This is a genomic window from Streptomyces sp. NBC_00663 (genome assembly GCF_036226885.1).
GTDB lineage: Bacteria > Actinomycetota > Actinomycetes > Streptomycetales > Streptomycetaceae > Streptomyces.
Map to the genome: position 1 here is coordinate 6,822,043 of NZ_CP109027.1, position 21,234 is coordinate 6,843,276.

Sequence of the window (21,234 nt, forward strand, 5' to 3'; positions counted from 1 at the left end):
GCCCGCGCCCATAGAATCGCCGGGTGAACGCCCCCGTACCCCCGGCCGAGAGCCTCCGTACCGCACTGGCCGGCCTCCTCGACGGTCTCCCGCCCAGGCAGGCCGCACAGGCCGTGGAGCGGCTGATCGCCAACTATCGCGGGGCCACGCCGACCGACGCCCCCATCCTCCGGGACCGCGCGGACGTCGCCGCGTACGCCGCCTACCGGATGCCCGCGACCTTCGAGGCGGTGCGGTCGGCCCTGGCGGAGTTCGCGCAGGCCGCCCCCGACTGGTCGCCGCGGAGCCACGTGGACGTGGGCGGCGGCACCGGCGCCGCGACCTGGGCCGTCACCGCGACCTGGGACGGTGCCCGCCCGGTGACCGTGCTGGACTGGGCCGAGCCCGCGCTGGCCCTGGGCCGCGAGATCGCCGCCGCCAACCCGGCGCTCGGCGCGGCGCAATGGCAGCGCTCTCGCATTGGAGCAGCGCTCACCATCGAGAGCACTGATCTCGTCACCGTCTCCTACGTCCTCAACGAACTCACCCCCGCCGACCGCACCACCCTGGTCGACGCCGCCGCGACCGCAGCGCAGGCCGTGCTGATCGTCGAGGCCGGCACCCCGGCCGGCTACGCGCGCGTGATCGAGGCCAGGGACCGGCTCATCGCCGCCGGTTTCCACATCGCCGCCCCCTGCCCGCACAGCGCGCGCTGCCCCATCGTCACCGGCCAGGACTGGTGCCACTTCTCGGCCCGGGTCAGCCGCTCCTCCCTCCACCGCAAGGTCAAGGGCGGCTCCCTCGCCTACGAGGACGAGAAGTTCAGCTACGTCGCCGCCACCCGCTTCCCCGTCACCCCGGCCGCCGCCCGCATCGTCCGACGTCCGCAGATCCGCAAGGGCCAGGTCCTGCTCGACCTCTGCGAGACGGACGAGCGACTGACCCGGACGACGGTCACCAAACGCCACGGCGACCTCTACAAGGCCGCCCGCGACGCCGAGTGGGGAGACGCCTGGCCCCCGGAGCCGGAGCCGGAGCCGGAGAGCGGCTGAGGCGGTCGCACCATGCCGCGCGGGCGCACGCCTCCCCGAACACGGCGAGACGTTCCGTCTCACCTCCCTGGTACGGTCGCCCCATGCCCAACCAGCCCGCCTCCGCCCCCCAGCAGCCCGACTCCAGCCGCCGCAGCGCGAGGTCCCGCCGGGCCATCTACGACGCCGCCCTCGCGCTCGTCGGCGAGGTCGGCTACCCCAGGACCACCATCGAGGGGATCGCGGCCCGCGCCGGCGTCGGCAAGCAGACCATCTACCGGTGGTGGACGTCGAAGGCGGACGTCCTGCTGGAGGCCTTCCTCGATCTCAGCGGTCAGGCGGCCGAGGCGGCGGGACAGAAGCCGTACGCCATCCCCGACACCGGCGATGTCGCCGCCGACCTCAAGGCGGTACTGCGGGCCACCGTCGACGAGCTCAAGGACCCCCGCTTCGAGACGCCGTCCCGCGCGCTGGCCGCCGAGGGCCTCGTCAACGAACAGCTCGGCCGGGAGTTCGTCGCCAAGCTCCTCGAACCGTCCCTCCAGCTCTATGTCGAGCGGCTGCGGGCCGCGCAGGCGGCGGGCCAGGTCCGCCCCGAGGTCGACCCCCGTATCGCCCTCGAACTCTTCGTCTCCCCCCTCGCCCAGCGCTGGCTCCAGCACACCGCGCCCATCTCGTACGAGTACACCGACACCCTCGTCGACTACGCCCTCCACGGCCTCGCACCCCGCTGAGCTGCGGAGCCGCTGAGCCGCGGCAGCGGGTCCACCGCCGGCATGACCCTTGTGACCATGCCGACAATCACCGGCGCGACAGGGCGCTAAATCCCGGCAAAGCGGGCCATGGCGCGCGATCCATACTCCCGGTACGCCCTGTCCCACCTACCCCGGTTGTCGGCTCCGGCCCCCCGGGGCGCAGGATGGTGGGACCATAGGGCATGCTGTCCGCACCACAGCGAGGCGAGGGGATAGATGAGCCAGGAGTTCGGCGGCCGGACCGGCCTTCAGGGCAAACTCACCCAGTGGCTGCGCGGACGCCGCCCCAAGGAGGCCGCTGAGGACAGCGGCCGTGAGGCCCTGCTGGTGGCCGCCGCCGAGGCGGGACTGCCCCTCGCGCCCGCCGCGTACCCGGCTCCCGGCTACCGCTGTTCCTGCGACCGGGTCGGCTGTCCGACCCCCGCCCGGCACCCCGTCTCCTTCGCGTGGCAGACCCAGTCCACCACCGACCGCGGCCAGATCGAGCGCTGGGTCCGGCATCAGCCGCAGGCCAACTTCATCACCGCCACCGGCATGGTCCACGACGTCCTGGACGTCCCCCTGGACGCCGGTCTGGAGGCCATGGAGCGGCTGCTCGCCTCCGATATCGAGGTCGGCCCGGTCGCCGAGAGCAGCGACGGCCGCCTCCTCTTCTTCACCCTCACCCGCGGCACCCCCGAGGACGAGGACGAGTGGTGGCCCTGCGAGCTGGACTGCCACCCCGAGACGGCGGACGAGCACCCCGGACTGCGCTGGCACTGCCGGGGTTCCTACGTCCTCGTACCGCCCGCGCGGCTGCCCGGTGACGGGCAGGACGTGCACTGGGTCCGCGGCCTCGAACACCCGCTGCCCGACCCGCTGAGCCTGCTCGAGGTCCTCACCGACGCCTGCGCCCGCTACGCCGGCGCGGAGCCCGACCACGCCTCCACGGCCTGGCCCCTGCGCGGCTGAGACACCTCAGGGGCTATTCGCCCTTGCCGGCCGTCAGACCCTGGATGCGGCCGAGCACCGCCACCTGTCCGCCGTCCGCGTTCTTCGGCGGGTCCAGGGCGAGTTCGTTGGAGATGGTCTCCAGCGTCAGTGACTGCTTGACCTCACCGGTCGTCAGCGCCTGCACGGCCGCGGTCTGCGTGGGCACCGAGGTGCCGGGCGCGGCGGTCTGCTTCTCGTAGTGCCGCGTGGTGAAGAACACCGCGGCGCCGCCGTCCTTGGTGCGCAGCGCCAGCGGGGCGTACGCGCCGCTCGTCAGCGACTCGTCGATGTACTGCCTGACCAGGCCGGGCTTCTTGGCCTGCTTCTGGCGCTCGGTGCGCCATCCGCTGGTGTGCGCGCCGTCCGCGAAGACCTTGCCCTTGCCGTCCTTCAGATACGTGGCGTAGTCCTGGCTCAAGTCCTTGGGCGCGACGGCCAGTTCGGCGGAGTTCACGGGGACCGCCTCGGCCCAGCCGTCCTCGTCCGTCTTGAACTCCGGTACGTCGTCCGGGGCGACCAGCGTCAGATACGCGGCCTGGAACGGCTTGTCCAGGCCGTCGCGGGTGAACACGAACAGCCAGCGCGCGGTGCCGCCCTTGTTGGCGGCGGCGTCGGCGACGAACCAGCGCGGCCAGCCCGCCTTCTCGGTGATCGTGTACTTCACGTCCGACAGCTTCAGCGGCGTGTGGGACGGGTTGCCGTCCGGGCTGGTCACCGAACCGGCCTTCAGCCGGGCCGCGTCGATGTCACCGAGGGGCCCGGTGACACGGTCCGCGTCCAGTGAACTGTCGAACGCCTTGTCCGCGGCGTTGTACGCGGTCGTGAACTCCTGAAGTGCCTTTGCGGCCTCGGCCTTGGTGGTCGCGGGGAGTACTTCGCGTTCCCCGTGCACCACCACGCACCCGCTCGCCGTCAGCGACAAAGCGGTCACCGAGGCCGCTATCAGCGCCCTGCGGTCAAGACTGCGGAGCCTTCGAGGGCTGCGATCCCTGCTCATCGGGTATCTTCACCTTCCCCTTCCCGGAGGCGAACCCTACCGGGGCGAGGAACAGGGCGAGCGTCGGGATCAGGTACAGCAGCCACACCGTGACCTGGAGGACGGTCGGGTTGGGCTGGAAGTTGAAGACGCCCTTCAGCAGGGTGCCGTACCAACTGTCCGGCGGAATGGTGTCGCTGATGTCGAAGGCGAGGGTCTGCTCACCGGGCAGGAAGCGGGCCTCCTGGAGGTCGTGGAAGCCGTACGCCAGCACGCCCGCCGCCACGACGACCAGCATGCCGCCGGTCCAGGTGAAGAACTTGGCGAGGTTGATCTTCAGCGCGCCCCGGTAGAACAGCCAGCCCAGCACGACCGCCGTGGCGATGCCGAGCCCGGCGCCGATCACCGGGCGCGGGGTGCCGTCACCGGCCGCGCGCACCGACGTCCACACGAACAGGGACGTCTCCAGGCCCTCCCGGCCGACGGCGAGGAACGCGGTGGCGACCAGCGCGCCGGTGCCCATCTGAAGGGCCGCGTCCAGCTTGCCGTGCAGCTCGGACCTCAGATGCCGGGCGGTGCGCCGCATCCAGAAGACCATCCAGGTCACCAGGCCGACCGCGATGATCGACAGGGAGCCGCCGAGCGCCTCCTGCGCCTCGAACGTCAGCTCCTGGGAGCCGAATTCGAGCGCGCAGCCGAAGCCGAGCGCGAGGGCGACCGCGACGCCGATGCCGATCCAGATGGGCTTCAGCGCGTCCTTGCGTCCGGTCTTCACCAGGTAGGCGATGAGGATGCAGACGACGAGAGAGGCCTCCAGGCCCTCGCGCAGACCGATCAGGTAGTTGGAGAACATGTCTCACGCCTCCTTGGCGAACAGCGTGCTGCCCCACCAGTCGTCCGCGTCCCGGACGCCGGGCGGGACGGCGAAGACCGCCGAACCCACGTGCTGGATGTACTCGTTGAGGGCGTCCGTGGCCAGGTTGCGCTGGATGCGGATGAACCCTTCCCTGACGTCCCGCATGTACGCCAGGAAGAACAGTCCGGCCTCCAGGCGGCCGAGGCCGTCCGTGCCGTCGGTGAAGGAGTAGCCGCGGCGCAGGATCGTCGCCCCGTGGTTGGACGTCGGGTGCGCGAGCCGGACGTGCGCGTCGGGCTTCATCGCCTTCAGGAACGGCTCGTCGCGCTCCTTGGCCTTGCCGACCGGGGCACCCTCGCCCTTGTCCCGGCCGAAGATGTCCTCCTGCTCCTGAAGGGGGGTGCGGTCCCAGGTCTCGATGTGCATCCGGATGCGGCGGGCGACGAGATAGGACCCGCCGGCCATCCAGTCGGGGCCCGCCTTCTCGTCGACCCACACGAACTTCTTCAGCCGGTCCGTCTCGGTCCCCGCGATGTTGCGGGTGCCGTCCTTGAACCCCATGAGGTTGCGCGGGGTCTGCTCCTCGGGCGTCGTGGAGGACGTCTTCCCGAAGCCGAGCTGCGACCACTTGATGACGACCTTGCCGAAGCCGATCCGCGCGAGGTTGCGGATCGCGTGCACGGCGACCTGCGGATCGTCCGCGCAGGCCTGCACGCACAGATCGCCGCCGCTGCGGTTCTTGTCGAGCGCGTCCCCGGCGAAGTGCGGCAACTCGACCAGCCCTTCGGGCTGTTGGTCGGCCAGCCCGAACTTCTGGAAGAGGGAGGGCCCGAAGCCGATGGTGAGGGTCAGCCGTGAGGGCTTGAGCCCGACGGCCTCCCCGGTGTCGTCCGGCGGCGCCTCGGCCAGCCCGCCGAAGGCCCCTTCCCCGACGGCCTGTCCGCCGGTCATCCGGCGGGCCGCGGCCGTCCAGTCCTTCAGCATCTGCACGAACTCGGCGCGGTCCTCGGTCTTCACGTCGAACGCGGCGAAGTGCAGCCGGTCCTGCACCGGCGTGGAGATCCCGGCCTGATGCGCACCGTGGAAGTCGACCGCGGCGCCCGCCTCGGCGGCGACGGTGTCGACGTCGTCGCCACGGGTCATCGCGACCGCGCCACCGGCGGCGACGGCCCCGAGCGCGAGCCCGGCACCGCCCCAGCCGATGAGCGAACGCCGGGACGGGGCCTGCGAGTTGTCGGTCACCCGGGAGTCGTCGGTCACCTGCGAGTTCTCTGTCACTTGCGAGTTCTCGGTCATCGGGGTGCCCCCACTCACTTCACGACGACGGCGGCGGCGAGCTTGGACAGCGGCTCCGCGAGCGCGTTGACCGCGTCCGACAGCTCCTTGCGGTCGGCGTCGCCGACCTTGTCGTACGAGGTGAAGTCGTACGACGTCTTGTCCGCCCGGTACTTGTCCAGCAGCGTGTTCAGCGCGGCGAACTGCTTGTCGAGCTCGGTCACCAGGGCCGGGTCGTTCTCCTTGGCGACCGACTTCAGCAGCTCGTACGACGTCTCGGCGCCCTCGACGTTGGCCTTGAAGTCGACGAGGTCGGTGTGCGAGTAGCGCTCCTCCTCGCCGGTGACCTTGCCGGTGGCGACCTCGTCGAGGAGTTCCTTGGCGCCGTTGGCCATGGAGGTCGGGGTGATGTCCGCCTTGCCGACCCGCTTCTGCCAGTCGGTGAGGTCGGTGATCAGCTGGTCGGCGAGCTGCGCGTCGCGGTCGGTGAGCTTCTTGTCCTTCCAGAGGGACTTCTCGAGCCGGTGCCAGCCCGTCCAGTCCTTCGCCGGGTCCTGACCCTCCTCCAGGCCGTCCTCACGGACGTCGACCTTGGGGTCGATGTCACCGAAGGACTCGGCGACGGGCTCGGTGCGCTCCCAGCCGATACGGGAGGGGGCGTAAGCCTTCTGGGCCGCCTTGAGGTCCCCGTCCTTGACCGCCTTGGCGAAGGTCTCGGCGAGCGGCAGGGTCGCGTCGGCCTGCTCCTGCACATAGGTGCGGTAGGCGGCGACGGCCTTGTCGAGGCGCGGGTCGCGCTTGGCGGCGGTGCCGCCGGTGGCCTTGACGTCCTGGCGGATGCCGTCGCCCTTCATGCCGGGCTTGCAGGCGATGGTGTAGTCGCCGGCCTTCACCTCGGCGGTGACCCGCTGCTTGGTGCCGGCGCCGATGTTCTCCCGCTCGGTGACGATCCGGTCGTCGGGGAAGAGGAGGTAGACCTCGGTGACCTTGGAGCCCTTGTTCTCGATGGCGAGCTCCACGTGCCCGGCCGGGAACTCCTTGGTCGACACGTCGCACTTGCTGTCGGTGGCGGTCACGTTGATCACCCGGTCGCCGCTCGCGTCGCCGCCCTTCTCGGTGCATCCGGTGAGGGCGGTCAGAGCCGCCACGGTGGCGGTGGCGGTGACGGCGGACAGACGGACGGCTCGCATGCAGGCTCCCGTGGGTGGCTGTGGGTGGCCGAAAAATCACGTGACAGCGCTCACACGGATTGGTGAGGCTGCCCTAACTTAACCGAGGCTTACCTGCGTGATACCCGGTCGTGCCGTGATTCACCTCTCATAGACGGTGTAAGGGCACGAGGCGATCACGGTGACTTAAAACGAACCCCAAGAGAGTCCCAAGAACCCTCAAAGGTGACTCACAGATTCCGGGGCGGTGCGCAGGCGGCGTACGCAGGCGTAGAACTGGACCCGTGAACAGGGGGCACCGGGAACTGCTGGGGCCGGGGCGGCTGGTGCTGAACGTGCGCCACCGTCCCGGCCCGGCCGCGTTGCGCTTCGAGCGGGCGGACGGCCGCCGGCTGTTGCTGCGGCAGGACGAACAACCCCTGCTGCTGGGCAGGACCGTGGGCGGCGGCTGCTGCCCGGAGTTCCACCTCCACCGTCTGGACGGCTACCGCTCCCCGCTGCCGCCCCTGCGCTCGGCGGACCAGCGCTCACCCCTCAACTGGACACATCAGTACACGCGTTGGCTGGAGGAGACGGACGGAACCCCGTTGCAGGACGGCCGCTGGGAGATGGCCCTGCGGACCGGCTTCCCGTCGGGCATCTGGACCGAGGACTTCGTACGGGACTGGCCGGCCGGGCGGTTGGAGCTGTCCTGCGGAGGCGGCTGGCACGGGGTGCTGCCACTGCGCCAGCTCTCGGCACCGGGCGCGGCCCGGGTGAAGGCGTACCGCAAACACGCCCGCGAGGGCACCCTCGCGCCCGTCCTGCTGTGGTGGGTGACCTTCCTCGACGGCTTTGTGATCCTCGACGGACACGATCGGGCCGTGGCGGCGCTCGCGGAGGGCCGGATCCCGGAGTCCGTGGTGCTGAGCCAGGTGCCGGACGACAAGACCTGGCGCCGGGCGGCCGAGCGGTTCACGCACGACCACGAGCACCGCATGCGCCACCTCGCGTCCCGCCCCGCCCTCCAGCGGGCCGCCCTGGAGCGCGGGTACGCCGAGATGATCGCCTCACTCCCGTACGCCGTGGAGCCCACGACCGTACGGCCGCTCCCCGGCGGAGCCCCCACCTGGGACGACCTCGCCGCCCGCGCAATGTTTCAATGCCCCCGTGACTGACTACGACGTCCTCCGCGTCTTCTGCGCGCCCAACGGCGGATACGGCAACGAACTCGGCGTCGTCCGTGAGGGCTCCGTGATGCCCGACAGGGACGAACGGCAGGCGTTCGCGGGCAAGCTCGGCTTCAGTGAGACGGTGTTCGTCGACGACCCGGAGCGCGGTGTCATCGACATCTACACGCCCACCCTGCGGCTGCCCTTCGCCGGACATCCCTGTGTCGGCACGGCCTGGCTGCTGGACGTGCCCGAGCTCGTCACGCCCGCCGGGCTCGTGGGCGCCCGGCTGGACGGGGAGTTCAGCTGGATCGAGGCGCGGGCGGAGTGGGCCCCGCCGAGGACGCTGCGCCAGTACGCGTCGGCCGCCGAGGTCGACGATCTCCCCGTACCGCCCAAGGGGGAGTGGATCTACGCCTGGGCCTGGGAGGACGAGCCCGCCGGACGGGTCAGGGCCCGTGCCTTCCCCGGCCGCGACGACGGCATCGACGAGGACGAGGCGACGGGCGCGGCGGCGATCCTGCTGACGGACCTGCTGGGCCGCGCCCTGAACATCACCCAGGGCGCGGGCTCCCAGATCCTCACCGCCCCGCAGCCTTACGGCTGGGTGGAGATCGGCGGCCGGGTGGTACTGGAACGCGAGCCCGAGCGCTGACTGCGCCGCTTCACGCGCTCAGCGGGAACTCGTCGCCCAGGGCGCGGAAGACGGCCGTGTTGAGGGCGAACGCCCGCTTGCACTCCGTCACGATCCGCTGCTTCTCCAGGTCGTCCGCCCGGATCCCGTCCAGCAGTTCCCGGTAACCCCGCTTGAACGCGGCCGGGTTGGCGATCCCCTCGAAGACGTAGAAGCGCACGCCGTCGCCCTTGCGCGCGAAGCCCCAGGTCTTCTCCGCCTTGTCGCGGATGATCTGGCCGCCGGACAGGTCGCCCAGGTAGCGCGTGTAGTGGTGGGCGACGTATCCGGCGGGCCAGCGCTCGGCGCACTCGCGCACCCGGTTCGCGTAGGCCCGGGTGGCGGGCAGCGCGGAGACTCCCGTACGCCATCCGGGGCCCCGCAGATGCTCCAGGTCCCGCTCCAGAGCGCCGAGCCGGTACAGCTCGGGCTGGATGAAGGGGCCGGTCACCGGGTCCGACGCCAGCCGGTCCGCCCCGGCCTCCAGTGCCTCGTACACGAACCACAGCTGCTCGGTGTAGCGGGCGTACGCGTCGACCCCCAGCCTGCCGCCGAGCAGATCGCTCATGAAGGACGAGGTCTCCGCCTCGACGTGCTGTTCGTGGGACGCGGTGCGGATGACTGTCGAGAAGGAGTCCATGCGCCAAATCCTCTAAGGTTAGGCTTACCTAAGTCAATAGGTTTGCCGACAGCCTGTCGGTAAAAGCGTACAAGAAAAGACCCGCCCCCATCAGGGACGGGTCCACGGCGTGGGCAACTGCGCGCTACGGCAGCGTCAGGATCTCCGTGCCGCTCTCCGTCACCACCAGCGTGTGCTCGAACTGCGCCGTCCGCTTGCGGTCCTTCGTGACGACCGTCCAGCCGTCGTCCCACATGTCGTAGTCATGCGTGCCCAGCGTCAGCATCGGCTCGATCGTGAAGGTCATCCCGGGCTGGATCACCGTCGTCGCGTGCGGGCTGTCGTAGTGCGGGATGATCAGGCCGCTGTGGAAGGACGAGTTGATGCCGTGACCGGTGAAGTCACGGACGACGCCGTAGCCGAAGCGCTTGGCGTACGACTCGATGACCCGGCCGATGATGTTGATCTGGCGGCCCGGCTTGACCGCCTTGATCGCACGGTCGAGGGATTCGCGGGTGCGCTCCACCAGCAGGCGGCTCTCGTCGTCGACCTCCCCGACCAGATACGTGGCGTTGTTGTCGCCGTGCACCCCGCCGATGTACGCCGTCACATCGAGGTTGACGATGTCGCCGTCGTTGAGGACCGTCGAGTCCGGGATCCCGTGGCAGATCACCTCGTTGACGCTGGTGCACAGCGACTTGGGGAAGCCGCGGTAGCCGAGCGTGGAGGGATAGGCACCGTGGTCGCACATGAACTCGTGCGCCACCTTGTCCAGTTCGTCGGTCGTGACACCGGGCGCGATCTTCTTGGCCGCCTCGGCCATCGCACGGGCCGCGATCCGACCGGCGACGCGCATCGCCTCGATCGTCTCGGGCGTCTGCACCTCCGGACCGGTGTACGGCGTCGGCGCGGGCTTGCCGACGTACTCGGGACGACGGATGTTTCCGGGGACGGAACGGGTGGGGGACAGTTCCCCTGGGACGAGCAGCGACTGGCCAGACATGTCAGTGAGTCTAACGAGCGGACGTGGGGGAACATGTTCGTGGCGAGAGGAGCAGGTCATGGCCTTGTTCAAGAAGCGCACGGTCGGCAAGCCGGGCGAGTGGTACTACTGCCTGGAGCACAAGAAGGTCGAGGAGGGGCCGGAATGCCCCGCCAAGGACCGCTTCGGTCCGTACGCCTCCCGGAAGGAGGCCGAACACGCGATGGAGACCGCCCGCGAGCGCAACCTCGAGTGGGAGAACGACCCGAAGTGGCACGACGCCGCCAAGAGCGCCGAGGACGACTGACCAGGGTCGAGGGGCGGGGCGTCGGACCCTAGGCGGGGGACGCCTGCGCCGCCTCGCGCTGGGCCCGTACGCGTGCCGCGTGCTCGTCCGTGCGGGCGTCGTACGTCATCAGCTTCGGCAGGCACAGGGCCAGCAGTCCCACCGCACCCGCGCACAGCAGTCCGCCCGACCACACCGACGTCCGCACGCCCCACCAGGCGGCGAAACCGCCCGACCTGACCTGACCGAGGGTCGGGCCCACCGAGTAGGACAGCAGCTCGATCCCGGCGAGCCGGCCCCGCAGCTCGTCCGGGATCGTCTGGTTCCACATCACCCCGCGGAAGATCCCGCTGACCATGTCGCAGCCGCCGGCCACGGTCAGGAACAGCAGCACCAGCCACACGTTGCCGACGACCCCGGCCGCCGCGACGGCCACGCCCCACAGCGCGGCCGACAGGACCACCATCCGGCCGTGGCGGTGGACGCGTGCCGTCCAGCCGCTCGTCATGCTCACGAGCATCGCGCCCAGCGGCACCGTCGCGTACATCAGGCCCAGCGCCCACTCCGCGTCCAGCTCGTCCGCGAGGAACGGCAGCAGCGCCAGTGGCATCGCCAGGAACATGGCCGCGAGGTCGACGGCGTAGGTGCCGAGGAGTTCCTTGCGGCTCCAGGCGTACCTGGCCCCCTCGGCGATCGCCCTCAGCGACGGTTTCGCCGCCTCGTGCGCGGCGGGGGAGGAGGCGAGCGGGATGATCAGGGCGACCGAGATGACGAAGGTGACCAGGTCGGCGGCGTAGGCCCAGCCGAGCCCCGCGTACGCCACCACCACACCCGCCAGCGCCGGGCCCGCGACCCCGCCGACCGTCCAGCGGAAGGTGTTGAGGGAGGCCGCGGCAGGGAGATGGTCATGGGCCACGATCCGCGGCCACAGCGAGTCGAGCGCGGGGCGCTGGACCGACATCAGCGCCGAGGAGAGGGCGGCGACCACATACAGCGGCCATACGGCCGGGTGCGGCGTCAGCGCGTTGAGCAGCAGCATCGCGCTCAGCAGCCCCTGCCCGGCCTCCGTCCAGATGATCAGGCCGCGCTTGTCGAGCGCGTCGGCGAGCGCACCGCCGTACAGCCCGAAAACGATCAGCGGTACGAGTTCCACCGCGCCGATGGCCCCCACGGCCGCCGCCGATCCGGTCAGGTCCTTGATCTGCACCGGCAGCGCGACGAACGTCAGGAAGCTGCCGAAATTCGAGATCAGCCCCGACACCCACAGCCGCCGGAAGTCGGCCGAGGCCCGCCAGGGAGCGAGGTCGGGGAGGACGGAGCGGAGGCGGGAAGAGGCCGCGTCGGCGTCGGTGTCGGTCACGAGCGGTCATGCTCGGGCGGGGCGGCCGTCCCGGCAACCCATTTTCCGTCCGCTACCAGCGGGGCGGCGGCGGTGCCGTGAGCTGCTCGGTCAGCCGGGAGAGCCGGTCCCGGAAGCGGCGCGGGCCGCGCGGCGCGGGCACGGCGTTCTCGCCGGCCGCCGCGCTCACCAGATGCTGCACGGTGTCCAGATCGAGGTCCGTGCCCCGCGGCACGGCCAGCGACTCGTGCGCCATCGCCACCAGGCCCCCCTCGTCGGGGCCGAGCGCGAGGACGGTCGCCCCGGCCCGGCGGGCGTCGTGCACCCGCTCAAGGAGCGGGGCGTCCGGCCCCTCCGGCGACACCACCAGCAGCGTCTCGCCGCGCCGGGCCGCCGCCAACCGCCCGAGCCCTACGGCCAGATGGGCCGGATCGGAGGGCTGCGCGTCATGCCGTACGAGGGTGGGGGCCAGCTCCGGCGTCCCGGACCAGGCCGCCTCGTCCACCAGATGAGCCGCGAGATGCCAGGGCTCGTACTCCGGGGTGCCCACCAGCAGCAGCCCGCCGCCGTGCGACACCACCGACCCGCGCAGCACCCCCGCGAACCTCCTGGTCGCCCCCAACCACTCGGTCCCGGCGAGCACTTCACGCAGCAACGCGACACGTACGGCGTCCATGCGACCGCATCCTGCCGCAACCGGCCGCCCGTGGCTGCGGGTTCCGCCCGAATTCGCCCGAACCGGTCCGGGGGGAGCGCGCCCCGCGCTCACCTCATCGGCCGGGGTGCGCGAGGCGCACGTAAAGTCAGCCCATGACCTCTACCGACAGTGCTGCACAGACCCCCGCGAAGGCGCCCGCCAAGGACCCGTGGGACCTCCCCGACGTCTCCGGCCTTGTCGTCGGTGTGCTCGGCGGGACCGGCCCCCAGGGCAAGGGCCTCGCCTACCGGCTCGCCAAGGCCGGCCAGAAGGTGATCATCGGCTCGCGGGCCGCCGACCGCGCCCAGGCAGCCGCCGACGAGCTCGGACACGGGGTCGAGGGCGCCGACAACGCCGAGACCGCGCGCCGCAGCGACATCGTGATCGTCGCCGTGCCGTGGGACGGCCACGGCAAGACCCTGGAGTCGCTGCGCGAGGAACTCGCCGGGAAGCTGGTCGTCGACTGCGTCAACCCGCTCGGCTTCGACAAGAAGGGCGCCTACGCCCTGAAGCCGGAGGAGGGCAGCGCCGCCGAGCAGGCCGCCGCCCTGCTCCCCGACTCCCGGGTCGCCGCCGCCTTCCACCATCTGTCGGCCGTGCTGCTCCAGGACCCGGAGATCGACGAGATCGACACCGATGTGATGGTCCTCGGCGAGGAGCGCGCCGACGTCGAGATCGTCCAGGCCCTCGCCGGGCGCATCCCCGGCATGCGCGGTGTCTTCGCCGGCCGGCTGCGCAACGCCCACCAGGTCGAGTCGCTGGTCGCCAACCTGATCTCCGTGAACCGCCGCTACAAGGCGCACGCGGGGCTGCGCGTGACGGACGTGTGAGGGGATGGGGGACACTGGACGTCGTCGTACACCGGTGTCCCCCGACAGGAGAATCGCCCCCATGCCCCGCCTCGCCGTCTACGCCCTGATCGTCTGCCTGCTCGCCGTCGCCGCGGCGGTCGTGTCCTTCTCGCGGGGCAGCTGGCTGGGGATCGTATGGGTGCTGATCGCGGGTCTGTCCAGCAACATGTGCTGGTACTACGTCAAGCGCGGCAAGGCCGGTCGCGAGACCTCGGTCACGAACTGACCGAGCAGTAGTCGCCGGTCTGCCAGAACCGGTAAAGGTCCTGGCCGCAGTAAGTCTCCAGGTCGCTGATGCCGAGCGAGGCCAGGATCGAGTCGATCAGGTCGAAGAAGGCGTGGTTGACCGACGGCACCCACAGCAGCGCGAAGACGAACAGCAGACCGAACGGGGCGAAGGGCTCCACCTGGCGCTTGATCCTGTACGACAGCCAGGGCTCGATGACCCCGTAGCCGTCCAGGCCCGGGACCGGCAGGAAGTTCAGGATCGCCGCCGTCACCTGGAGCAGGGCGAGGAAGGCCAGCGCGAACCGGAAGTCGGTCGGCACGCCGTCCAGGGCGTCCAGCCAGAACGGGGCGGTGCACACGACCGCGAACAGCACGTTGGTCAGCGGTCCGGCCGCCGAGATCAGACTGTGCTTCCAGCGCCCCCGGATCCGCCCGCGCTCGATGAACACCGCACCGCCGGGCAGACCGATCCCGCCCATGATCACGAAGAGGACGGGCAGGACGATGCTCAGCAGGGCGTGGGTGTACTTGAGCGGGTTCAGGGTCAGATAGCCCTTCGAGCCGACCGAGATGTCACCGCTGTGCAGGGCGGTACGCGCGTGCGCGTACTCATGCAGACACAGGGAGACGATCCACGCGGCCGTCACGAACAGGAACACCGCCACCCCGGGCTGCTCCGCGAACCCGGACCAGGTGGCCCACCCGGTCACCGCCGTCACGGCGAGGATCCCGACGAAGACGGGGCTGATCCGCCGGTCGCTGCGGCGGGCGGCAGTGGCTGTCATGGGGTTCCCCCGACTCTCGTACACGCTCTGGGACTGCCCGACCGTACCGGGCGTACGACGAAAACGTCTCGCGGTGGGTCATCGGTTCCGTAGAAGGTGGGGGACATGGGGTGGTGGCACCCGACACCGCCGCGCCGACGCCCGCATCCCCGTGACCGCGCCCTGAACGACCGGAGACAATGGACCCCGTGCGCTATCGCATCCTCGGCACCACCCAGGCACTCCGTTTCGACGGCACCCCGCTTCCGGTCGGCGGGGCGCGGCTGCGTGCTCTGCTGACCGTGCTCGCCCTGCGGCCCGGCCGCACCGTGGCCGTGGGGCTGCTGGTCGCCGAGGTGTGGGACGGCGACCCGCCCGCCGACGCGCCCGCCGCGCTCCAGGCGCTGGTCGGGCGGCTGCGCAGGGCCCTCGGCGCGGACGCCGTCGCCTCCGTGGACGGCGGTTACCGGCTCGTCGCGGCCCCCGACGACATCGACCTGCATCGCTTCGACCGGCTCACCGGCGAGGGCACGCGGGCGCTGGCCGACGACGATCCGGCGAAGGCGGCCGGTGTCCTCGACGACGCGCTCGCCCTGTGGCGCGGCCCCGCCCTCGCCGATCTGCCCGACCGCACCGCCGAGTCGGCGCGCTGGGAGGCCCGACGCCTGGACGCGCTGCGCGCCCGCCACACCGCGGCCCTCGCCCTCGGCCACGCCGAGCAGTCCCTGCCCGAGCTGACCGCCCTCTGCGACACCCACCCCCTCGACGAACCCCTCCAGGCCCTCCGCCTGCGCGCCCTGCGCGACGCGGGCCGCACGGCGGAGGCGCTGGCCGCCTACGAGGACGTACGCCAGCTGCTGGCAGACCGCCTCGGAGCGGACCCGGGCCCGGAACTACGGGCGCTGCACGGGGAGTTGCTGGACCAGCTGCCGTCGGCGCCCGCGGTGCCCGTCCCGGTTCCGGCCGCCGGCGCCGGCACCCCCACCCCCGGCAACCTCCGCGCCCGCCTCACCTCCTTCGTCGGGCGGGAAGCCGATATCGAGGCCATCCGGGGGGATCTCGCGGCGGCGCGGCTCGTCACGCTGCTCGGGCCCGGCGGGGCGGGGAAGACGCGGCTGTCGCAGGAGGCGGCCGAGACCGTGGGGGACGCGGCGCGGGACGGGGTGTGGCTGGCCGAGCTCGCGCCGGTCGATGATCCGGCCGGTGTGCCGGAGGCCGTGCTGACCGCCGTCGGCGCCCGCGAGACCGTGCTGTACGGGGCCGGCGCCGAGGCGATGCGGGCCGGGAACGAGCGGCACGACGACCCCGTCGAGCGGCTCGTCGAGCACTGCGGCAGACGCCGGATGCTGCTGATCCTCGACAACTGCGAGCATGTCGTCGAGGCCGCCGCCCGCCTGGTCGCGGCCCTCCTGGAACGGTGCCCGCACCTGACAGTCCTGGCCACCAGCCGTGAATCCCTGGGCGTACCGGGGGAGTTGCTGCGGCCGGTGGACCCGCTGCCCGAACCCGTCGCGCTGCGGCTGCTCGCCGACCGCGGGGCCGCGGCCCGGCCCGGTTTCCGGGTCGAGGCCGACGAGGAGACCGCCGCGGCCTGCGCCGAGATCTGCCGGCGCCTCGACGGGCTCCCGCTCGGCATCGAGCTGGCGGCCGCCCGGCTACGGATGTTGACGCCACGTCAGATCGCCGACCGGCTCGACGACCGCTTCCGGCTGCTGACCTCCGGCAGCCGTACCGTCCTGCCCCGCCAGCAGACCCTGCGGGCCGTCGTCGACTGGTCGTGGGAGCTCCTGGACGAGGGGGAGCGGGAGGTGCTGCGGCGGCTCTCCGTGTTCGCGGGAGGGTGCGATCTCGCCGCCGCCGAGGCCGTGTGCGGTCCCGTGGCGCTGGACGCGCTCGGTTCTCTCGTCGACAAGTCCCTTGTGGTGGCCGAACCTTCGGACTGCGGAGGGATGCGCTACCGGCTCCTGGAGACCGTCGCCGAGTACGCGGGCGAGCGTCTCGACGAGAGCGGGCGGCGGGCCGAGGCCGGGCGCGCGCATCTGACGTACTACCGCGAACTCGCCCGTGCCACCGACCCGTTGCTGCGCGGACCCGGCCAACTCGCCGCCATCGGGCTGCTGGAGCGGGAGTACGAGAACCTGCGCACCGCCCTGCGGCTCGCCGTCGCCGAGCGGGACGAGCAGGAGGGCCTCTGTCTGATCCTGTCGCTGGCCTGGTACTGGCAGATGCGCGATCTGAAGATCGAGGCCCGCAACTGGTCCAAGGAGGTCATGGCCCTCGGCCCCGACCCGTTCACCGACCCCGTCCGCCCCGCCCGGCCGGTGTGGCAGCGCTGCACGGACCACCCGCTGCCGTGGACGGGGGAGGTCCTGGCGGAAGGCCGACGCGGTCTGCATCTGGTCCATCTCGCCTGCATGGACACCGAGTTGGACGCCTGGCAGACCCCCGAGGCGCAGGCCAAGCTGCGGTCCATCGCCCTCACCTACGAACCCGGTCAGCCGCAGACCTGCCGGGTCCCCGGCTCCCTGTGGTTCTTCGCCGTCATGCTCTCCGGCGACATGGAGCGGCTGCGGCGGGTCATCGACGCGACCGTGCGCACCTCCCGCGAGACGCCCGGCTACGACTGGGAGCTGGCCGCGAGTCTGCAATGGCGCGCCAACCTGTTCGCCAACCGCGTCGACTGGGCGGGCGACGCCATCCGGGACGCCGACGAGTCACTGGCCATCTACGAGCGCCTCGGTGACCTGTGGGGCACCGCCGAGGCGCTCTCCGCGCGGGCCGAGTCCCATGAGCGCAAGGGCCGTTGGGGCGACGCGGCGGCCGACTACGAGGCGGGGATCGACATCGCCGCCCGGCTCGGCGCCCGCGCCCAGCAGGCGGTGCTGAAGGCCCGGCTCGGCAGCGTGCTGATGGAGTCGGACCCCGAGCACGGGGAGCGGCTGCTGCGCGAGGTGATCGCCATGCAGGGCGGCGGCCACAACGACGCGATGCCCGCCGCCCGGCTCTTCCTCTCCGCCCGGCTCGCCCAGACCGGCCGCGTCACCGAGGCGCGCGAGCAACTCCGGCTGCTTCGCGAGGGTTTCGGCATCGCCCACTTCATCATCTTCGACGCCTTCATCCTCGGCGCGGAGGCCTTGGTGGAAGCGGCCGACGGCCGCTTCGCAGCCTGCCTCGACAAGGTCCGCCAGGCCCTCGGCAAGGCCGAGGACCCGCTGTCCCAGGCCATCGCCCCGCACATGCGCGCCCAGTACCTGCACATCGCCGCCCTCGGCCTGGCCGGTGTGGACGGCGGCGGGCGCGCCCCGGACGGGGCCCGCTGTCTCGCGGCCGGCGACGCGATGCTGCCGCCCTCCCATGTCCCGCAGAGCTACGAACGGGAGGCCCGCGACCGGGCCGAGCGCGAGCTGCGCGCCCGGCTCGGCGACGCGGCCTACGGCACGGCGTACGACGAGGGCGCCGGTCTCTCCCCCGGGGAGGCCGCCGCCCTCGTCTGAACCGTGCCGCCGCCCGGTGTCAGCTCTTCGTCCGGAACTTGTGGATCGCCACCGGCGCCATCACCGCGGTGATCGCCACCGACCAGGCGAGGGTCACCCACAGGTCGTGCGCGACGGGGCCGCCGATCATGAGTCCGCGCGCGGCGTCCGCCAGCGTGGACAGCGGGTTGTAGTCGGTGAAGGTCTGGAGCCAGCCCGGCATCGAGGTCGTCGGCGCGAAGATCGACGAGCCGAACTGGAGCGGGAACAGCACCAGGAAGCCCATCGCCTGCACCGACTGCGCGCTCTTCATGACCACGCCCAGGGTGAGGAACACCCACATGATCGACGAGGCGAACGCGGTGGCCAGCGCGACGGTCGCGAACAGGCCGGGCCAGTTGGTGATGTCGAAGCCGACGGCGACGGAGACGAGCATCAGCACGGTCGTCGCGAACAGCATCCGCATCAGCTCGACGGAGATCTTCGCGAACAGCACCGATCCGCGCCCGATCGGCAGCGACCGGAACCGGTCCATGACACCGGAGTTGAAGTCCTGGCTGAACCCGGTTCCGACCCCCTGGGACAGGGTCATGCTCATCATCGCGATCATGCCGGGGATGACGTACTGCACGTACTGGTCCTGGCCGCCGCCCAGCGCCTGCCCGATGGAGCCGCCGAAGACGAACACGAACAGCAGGGTGAAGATGACCGGCATCAGCAGCGCGTCGGCCATCGACTCGGGGTCCTGACGGATCCACAGCAGGTTGCGGCGGACGAGGGCGCCGGTGTGCCGCAGATGCCCGCGCAGCGGGATCCGGACGTCGTCGGCGGGCTTGGCAGCGCTGTCGGCGGGGGTGAGAGTGGCGGCGCTCATACGGCGACCTCCTCGCGGGTCTCGGTGGGCACGGTGTCCTGCGGGGCACTGGCGCGGTGGCCGGTGAGGGACAGGAACACCTCGTCCAGGCTGGGCAGTTCGGTGGTGATGGCGGAGACGGTGATGCCGCGCGCGGTGACCGCGCCGACCACCGCGGTCAGCTGCTCGTCGCTGAGGATCGGCACCAGCAGGGAGCCGGACTCGGGGTCGACGGTGGTGGTGGCGAGGCCCGTGATGCCGAGGCCGTCGAGGTGACCGGCGAGCGGGCGCAGGTGCAGCGGGTCGGCGGGCCGTACCCGCAGCGTCCGGCCGCCGACCTTCGCCTTCAGCTCCTCGATGCCACCGCCCGCGATGACCTTGCCGCGGTCGACCACGGTCAGCTCGGAGGCCAGTTGCTCGGCCTCCTCCATGTACTGGGTGGTGAGCAGGACGGTGACCCCGTCACCCACCATCCGCTTGACCTCGTCCCACACCTCGTTGCGGGTGCGCGGGTCGAGGCCGGTGGTCGGCTCGTCCAGGAAGAGCACGGCGGGGTGCCCGATCATGGAGGCGGCCAGGTCGAGGCGGCGGCGCATACCGCCGGAGTAGGTGCTCGCCGGGCGCTTGGCGGCCTCGGTGAGCGAGAACCGCTCCAGCAGCTCGTCGGCCCGGCGGCGGGCCTCCTTGCGGGGCAGGTCGAGCAGCCGGCCGATCATGTAGAGGTTCTCCCAGCCGGGGAGCTTCTCGTCGACGGAGGCGTACTGCCCGGTGAGCCCTATCACCCGGCGCAGCTGCCGCGGCTGCCGTACGACGTCGTACCCGGCGACCGTGGCACGGCCGGCGTCGGGGGAGAGGAGGGTGGACAGGATCCGCACGAGGGTGGTCTTGCCGGCGCCGTTCGGCCCGAGCACACCCATCACGGTGCCCTCACGCACATCCAGGTCGACGCCGTCCAGCGCCTTGGTCTCGCCGTAGTGCTTGACCAGTCCCCGCACGGAAACGGCGGTGTCGGCGCCGCTGCGGTTGTTGTCGATTCGCGTCATGCCGAGAACGGTGCCAGGGCCCACCGACAAACGACCTACAGGTCACCGACAGCGGCCCACGGCCACCTACAGAGCGCCGACAAAGGCAGCAGCCCGCCGATGGGGGAAGTCGGCGGGCTGCCTCTGTACCGCTGTGGCTCTAGTGGACGCTGTGCTCCTCCTGCGGGAACGTCCCGCCGACCACGTCCTCGGCGAACGCCTTCACCGCGTCGCCCATGACCGTGCGCAGATCGGCGTACTGCTTGACGAACTTCGGGACCCGGCCGCCGGTCAGACCGAGCATGTCGGTCCACACCAGCACCTGCGCGTCCGTCTCCGGACCCGCGCCGATGCCGACCGTCGGGATGTGCAGCGTGCGGGTGACCTCGGCCGCGAGCTCGGCCGGGACCAGCTCCAGGACGACCGCGAAGGCACCGGCGTCCTGCACGGCCTTCGCGTCGCGCAGCAGCTGCGCCGCCGCCTCCTCGCCGCGGCCCTGGACGCGGTAGCCCATGGCGTTGACGGACTGCGGGGTGAGGCCGATGTGGGCCATCACCGGGATGCCGGACTCCACGAGGAGCCGGATCTGGTCGTACGACCGCTCGCCGCCCTCCAGCTTGACCGCCCCGACCCCGGCGTCCTTGATCAGCCGGGTGGCCGAGCGCAGGGCCTGTACGGAGCCCTCCTGGTACGAGCCGAAGGGGAGGTCGGCGACGATCAGGGCGCGGGAGGTGCCCCGGACCACGGCCGCCGACAGCATGGTCATCTCGTCCATGGTGACGGGGACGGTCGACTCGTACCCGAGCGCGACGTTGCCCGCGGAGTCCCCGACGAGCAGGACCGGGATACCGGCCTCGTCGAACACCGCAGCGGTACCCGAGTCGTAGGCGGTGAGCATGGGCCACTTCTCGCCGCGCTCCTTGGCGAGGGCGAGGTCCCGGACGGTGAGGCGGCGAGTGCCCTTCCCCCCGTACAGCGCTTTGCTGCCGTCGGAGGGCTTGGTCTGGGCAGCCGAAAGCTGCGTCATGGCAACGGCTCCTTCAGTCATCTCGAGGCGCCCTGACGGCGTCCCCGGATCCCCTCCATGGTGGCACCTCGTGCCACGCGCGGCCAGAGCGGGTGGCAGGACATGGGTCACGCGTCGAGCGGCTCACGTCCGATGCCCTAGGTCCGGGGGGATCCGGGGGCAAGGACTCCGTAAAGTCCGTTAAGGGCTGCGTAAGGTCTCCGTAAAGGATTCCGATACGAGACGGTTCCGTATCGGAATTCACCTAGGCTCGACG

At 71.4% G+C, this 21,234-nt stretch carries 21 protein-coding genes; 9 read left to right on the plus strand and 12 right to left on the minus strand.

Features of this window, described 5'->3' with window-relative positions; genetic code table 11:
- Positions 1-23 precede the first annotated feature (23 nt).
- The 3 genes from OG866_RS31165 to OG866_RS31175 all read left to right on the plus strand — a co-directional run bounded on the left by OG866_RS31165 (position 24) and on the right by OG866_RS31175 (position 2,716).
- Positions 24-1,031 (plus strand): small ribosomal subunit Rsm22 family protein, encoded by a 1,008-nt coding sequence (locus tag OG866_RS31165; RefSeq protein WP_329339832.1) that lies wholly within the window; start codon positions 24-26, stop codon positions 1,029-1,031.
- Positions 1,032-1,114: 83 nt separating this feature from the next.
- Positions 1,115-1,744 carry a TetR/AcrR family transcriptional regulator gene (locus OG866_RS31170; protein ID WP_329339833.1) on the plus strand — a complete coding sequence of 210 codons (630 nt, stop codon included), beginning with the start codon at positions 1,115-1,117 and terminating at the stop codon, positions 1,742-1,744.
- A gap of 237 nt (positions 1,745-1,981) precedes the next feature.
- Entirely contained in the window at positions 1,982-2,716 is a 735-nt protein-coding gene (locus OG866_RS31175; RefSeq protein ID WP_329339835.1) for a bifunctional DNA primase/polymerase, read from the plus strand.
- Positions 2,717-2,729: 13 nt separating this feature from the next.
- On the opposite strand, the gene OG866_RS31180 is transcribed toward OG866_RS31175, so the two are convergent.
- The 4 genes from OG866_RS31180 to efeO form a co-directional block, all read right to left on the minus strand.
- Positions 2,730-3,734, minus strand: coding sequence for a hypothetical protein (locus OG866_RS31180; RefSeq protein WP_329339837.1), 1,005 nt, complete (start codon positions 3,732-3,734; stop codon positions 2,730-2,732).
- Complete coding sequence (gene efeU, locus OG866_RS31185) at positions 3,694-4,566, minus strand: iron uptake transporter permease EfeU (protein ID WP_329339838.1); 873 nt, start codon at positions 4,564-4,566, stop codon at positions 3,694-3,696. The genes OG866_RS31180 and efeU overlap by 41 nt, the downstream gene beginning before the upstream one ends.
- A 3-nt stretch (positions 4,567-4,569) precedes the next feature.
- Positions 4,570-5,811, minus strand: a complete 1,242-nt coding sequence (gene efeB / locus OG866_RS31190; RefSeq protein ID WP_443063665.1) for an iron uptake transporter deferrochelatase/peroxidase subunit — start codon at positions 5,809-5,811, stop codon at positions 4,570-4,572.
- A gap of 68 nt (positions 5,812-5,879) precedes the next feature.
- Positions 5,880-7,034, minus strand: coding sequence for an iron uptake system protein EfeO (gene efeO / locus OG866_RS31195; protein WP_329339842.1), 1,155 nt, complete (start codon positions 7,032-7,034; stop codon positions 5,880-5,882).
- Positions 7,035-7,297: 263 nt separating this feature from the next.
- On the opposite strand from efeO, the gene OG866_RS31200 reads away from it, so the two are divergent.
- Together OG866_RS31200 and OG866_RS31205 are read left to right on the plus strand one after the other, a co-directional pair.
- Entirely contained in the window at positions 7,298-8,170 is an 873-nt protein-coding gene (locus OG866_RS31200) for a hypothetical protein (RefSeq protein ID WP_329339844.1), read from the plus strand.
- The gene (locus tag OG866_RS31205) at positions 8,163-8,819 is read left to right on the plus strand and encodes a PhzF family phenazine biosynthesis protein (protein ID WP_329339845.1); all 657 of its coding nucleotides are present in this window, start codon (positions 8,163-8,165) and stop codon (positions 8,817-8,819) included. Before OG866_RS31200 ends, OG866_RS31205 begins: the two co-directional genes overlap by 8 nt.
- Positions 8,820-8,829: 10 nt before the next feature.
- Here OG866_RS31205 and OG866_RS31210 read toward each other — a convergent pair whose 3' ends face one another.
- Together OG866_RS31210 and map are read right to left on the minus strand one after the other, a co-directional pair.
- Entirely contained in the window at positions 8,830-9,477 is a 648-nt protein-coding gene (locus OG866_RS31210) for a biliverdin-producing heme oxygenase (RefSeq protein WP_329339847.1), read from the minus strand.
- A gap of 124 nt (positions 9,478-9,601) precedes the next feature.
- Positions 9,602-10,459, minus strand: coding sequence for a type I methionyl aminopeptidase (gene map, locus OG866_RS31215; protein WP_329339848.1), 858 nt, complete (start codon positions 10,457-10,459; stop codon positions 9,602-9,604).
- Between the two features lie 58 nt (positions 10,460-10,517).
- Between map and OG866_RS31220 the strand changes: the two genes are divergently transcribed.
- Positions 10,518-10,745 carry a hypothetical protein gene (locus OG866_RS31220; RefSeq protein WP_329339849.1) on the plus strand — a complete coding sequence of 76 codons (228 nt, stop codon included), beginning with the start codon at positions 10,518-10,520 and terminating at the stop codon, positions 10,743-10,745.
- Between the two features lie 28 nt (positions 10,746-10,773).
- On the opposite strand, the gene OG866_RS31225 is transcribed toward OG866_RS31220, so the two are convergent.
- Both OG866_RS31225 and OG866_RS31230 read right to left on the minus strand, forming a co-directional pair.
- Positions 10,774-12,084 carry an MFS transporter gene (locus OG866_RS31225; protein WP_329339850.1) on the minus strand — a complete coding sequence of 437 codons (1,311 nt, stop codon included), beginning with the start codon at positions 12,082-12,084 and terminating at the stop codon, positions 10,774-10,776.
- 52 nt (positions 12,085-12,136) lie between these two features.
- Positions 12,137-12,739 (minus strand): hypothetical protein, encoded by a 603-nt coding sequence (locus OG866_RS31230; RefSeq protein WP_329339852.1) that lies wholly within the window; start codon positions 12,737-12,739, stop codon positions 12,137-12,139.
- Positions 12,740-12,873: 134 nt separating this feature from the next.
- Here OG866_RS31230 and npdG point away from each other — a divergent pair, with 134 nt between their 5' ends.
- On the plus strand, positions 12,874-13,590 hold the full coding sequence (gene npdG, locus OG866_RS31235; RefSeq protein WP_194082862.1) for an NADPH-dependent F420 reductase: 717 nt from the start codon (positions 12,874-12,876) through the stop codon (positions 13,588-13,590).
- A gap of 61 nt (positions 13,591-13,651) precedes the next feature.
- Positions 13,652-13,837 carry a hypothetical protein gene (locus OG866_RS31240; protein WP_443063590.1) on the plus strand — a complete coding sequence of 62 codons (186 nt, stop codon included), beginning with the start codon at positions 13,652-13,654 and terminating at the stop codon, positions 13,835-13,837.
- Here the strand turns inward: OG866_RS31240 and OG866_RS31245 are convergent.
- Positions 13,827-14,624, minus strand: a complete 798-nt coding sequence (locus OG866_RS31245) for a site-2 protease family protein (protein WP_329339858.1) — start codon at positions 14,622-14,624, stop codon at positions 13,827-13,829. The two genes, OG866_RS31240 and OG866_RS31245, sit on opposite strands and share 11 nt — an antisense overlap.
- Before the next feature lie 179 nt (positions 14,625-14,803).
- On the opposite strand from OG866_RS31245, the gene OG866_RS31250 reads away from it, so the two are divergent.
- The gene (locus OG866_RS31250) at positions 14,804-18,097 is read left to right on the plus strand and encodes a BTAD domain-containing putative transcriptional regulator (protein ID WP_329339860.1); all 3,294 of its coding nucleotides are present in this window, start codon (positions 14,804-14,806) and stop codon (positions 18,095-18,097) included.
- A 19-nt stretch (positions 18,098-18,116) separates the two neighbouring features.
- Here OG866_RS31250 and OG866_RS31255 read toward each other — a convergent pair whose 3' ends face one another.
- From OG866_RS31255 to panB, 3 genes are all read right to left on the minus strand, one after another.
- A complete protein-coding gene (locus OG866_RS31255; RefSeq protein ID WP_329339863.1) occupies positions 18,117-18,950 on the minus strand; it encodes an ABC transporter permease in 834 nt (277 codons plus the stop codon).
- A complete protein-coding gene (locus tag OG866_RS31260; RefSeq protein WP_329339865.1) occupies positions 18,947-19,972 on the minus strand; it encodes an ATP-binding cassette domain-containing protein in 1,026 nt (341 codons plus the stop codon). The genes OG866_RS31255 and OG866_RS31260 overlap by 4 nt, the downstream gene beginning before the upstream one ends.
- 139 nt (positions 19,973-20,111) lie before the next feature.
- The gene (gene panB, locus OG866_RS31265; protein WP_329339866.1) at positions 20,112-20,978 is read right to left on the minus strand and encodes a 3-methyl-2-oxobutanoate hydroxymethyltransferase; all 867 of its coding nucleotides are present in this window, start codon (positions 20,976-20,978) and stop codon (positions 20,112-20,114) included.
- Positions 20,979-21,234: the final 256 nt, after the last annotated feature.

What these genes read in the sequence shown, in the direction of transcription:
- OG866_RS31170 (WP_329339833.1), top strand. Translation starts at nt 1,115, where the DNA reads ATGCCCAACCAGCCCGCCTCCGCCCCCCAGCAGCCCGACTCCAGCCGC.
- OG866_RS31175 (WP_329339835.1), top strand. Translation starts at nt 1,982, where the DNA reads ATGAGCCAGGAGTTCGGCGGCCGGACCGGCCTTCAGGGCAAACTCACC.
- OG866_RS31180 (WP_329339837.1), bottom strand. Translation starts at nt 3,734, where the DNA reads ATGAGCAGGGATCGCAGCCCTCGAAGGCTCCGCAGTCTTGACCGCAGG.
- efeU (WP_329339838.1), bottom strand. Translation starts at nt 4,566, where the DNA reads ATGTTCTCCAACTACCTGATCGGTCTGCGCGAGGGCCTGGAGGCCTCT.
- efeO (WP_329339842.1), bottom strand. Translation starts at nt 7,034, where the DNA reads ATGCGAGCCGTCCGTCTGTCCGCCGTCACCGCCACCGCCACCGTGGCG.
- OG866_RS31210 (WP_329339847.1), bottom strand. Translation starts at nt 9,477, where the DNA reads ATGGACTCCTTCTCGACAGTCATCCGCACCGCGTCCCACGAACAGCAC.
- map (WP_329339848.1), bottom strand. Translation starts at nt 10,459, where the DNA reads ATGTCTGGCCAGTCGCTGCTCGTCCCAGGGGAACTGTCCCCCACCCGT.
- OG866_RS31220 (WP_329339849.1), top strand. Translation starts at nt 10,518, where the DNA reads ATGGCCTTGTTCAAGAAGCGCACGGTCGGCAAGCCGGGCGAGTGGTAC.
- OG866_RS31230 (WP_329339852.1), bottom strand. Translation starts at nt 12,739, where the DNA reads ATGGACGCCGTACGTGTCGCGTTGCTGCGTGAAGTGCTCGCCGGGACC.
- npdG (WP_194082862.1), top strand. Translation starts at nt 12,874, where the DNA reads ATGACCTCTACCGACAGTGCTGCACAGACCCCCGCGAAGGCGCCCGCC.
- OG866_RS31240 (WP_443063590.1), top strand. Translation starts at nt 13,652, where the DNA reads ATGCCCCGCCTCGCCGTCTACGCCCTGATCGTCTGCCTGCTCGCCGTC.
- OG866_RS31245 (WP_329339858.1), bottom strand. Translation starts at nt 14,624, where the DNA reads ATGACAGCCACTGCCGCCCGCCGCAGCGACCGGCGGATCAGCCCCGTC.
- OG866_RS31250 (WP_329339860.1), top strand. Translation starts at nt 14,804, where the DNA reads ATGGACCCCGTGCGCTATCGCATCCTCGGCACCACCCAGGCACTCCGT.
- OG866_RS31255 (WP_329339863.1), bottom strand. Translation starts at nt 18,950, where the DNA reads ATGAGCGCCGCCACTCTCACCCCCGCCGACAGCGCTGCCAAGCCCGCC.
- OG866_RS31260 (WP_329339865.1), bottom strand. Translation starts at nt 19,972, where the DNA reads ATGACGCGAATCGACAACAACCGCAGCGGCGCCGACACCGCCGTTTCC.
- panB (WP_329339866.1), bottom strand. Translation starts at nt 20,978, where the DNA reads ATGACGCAGCTTTCGGCTGCCCAGACCAAGCCCTCCGACGGCAGCAAA.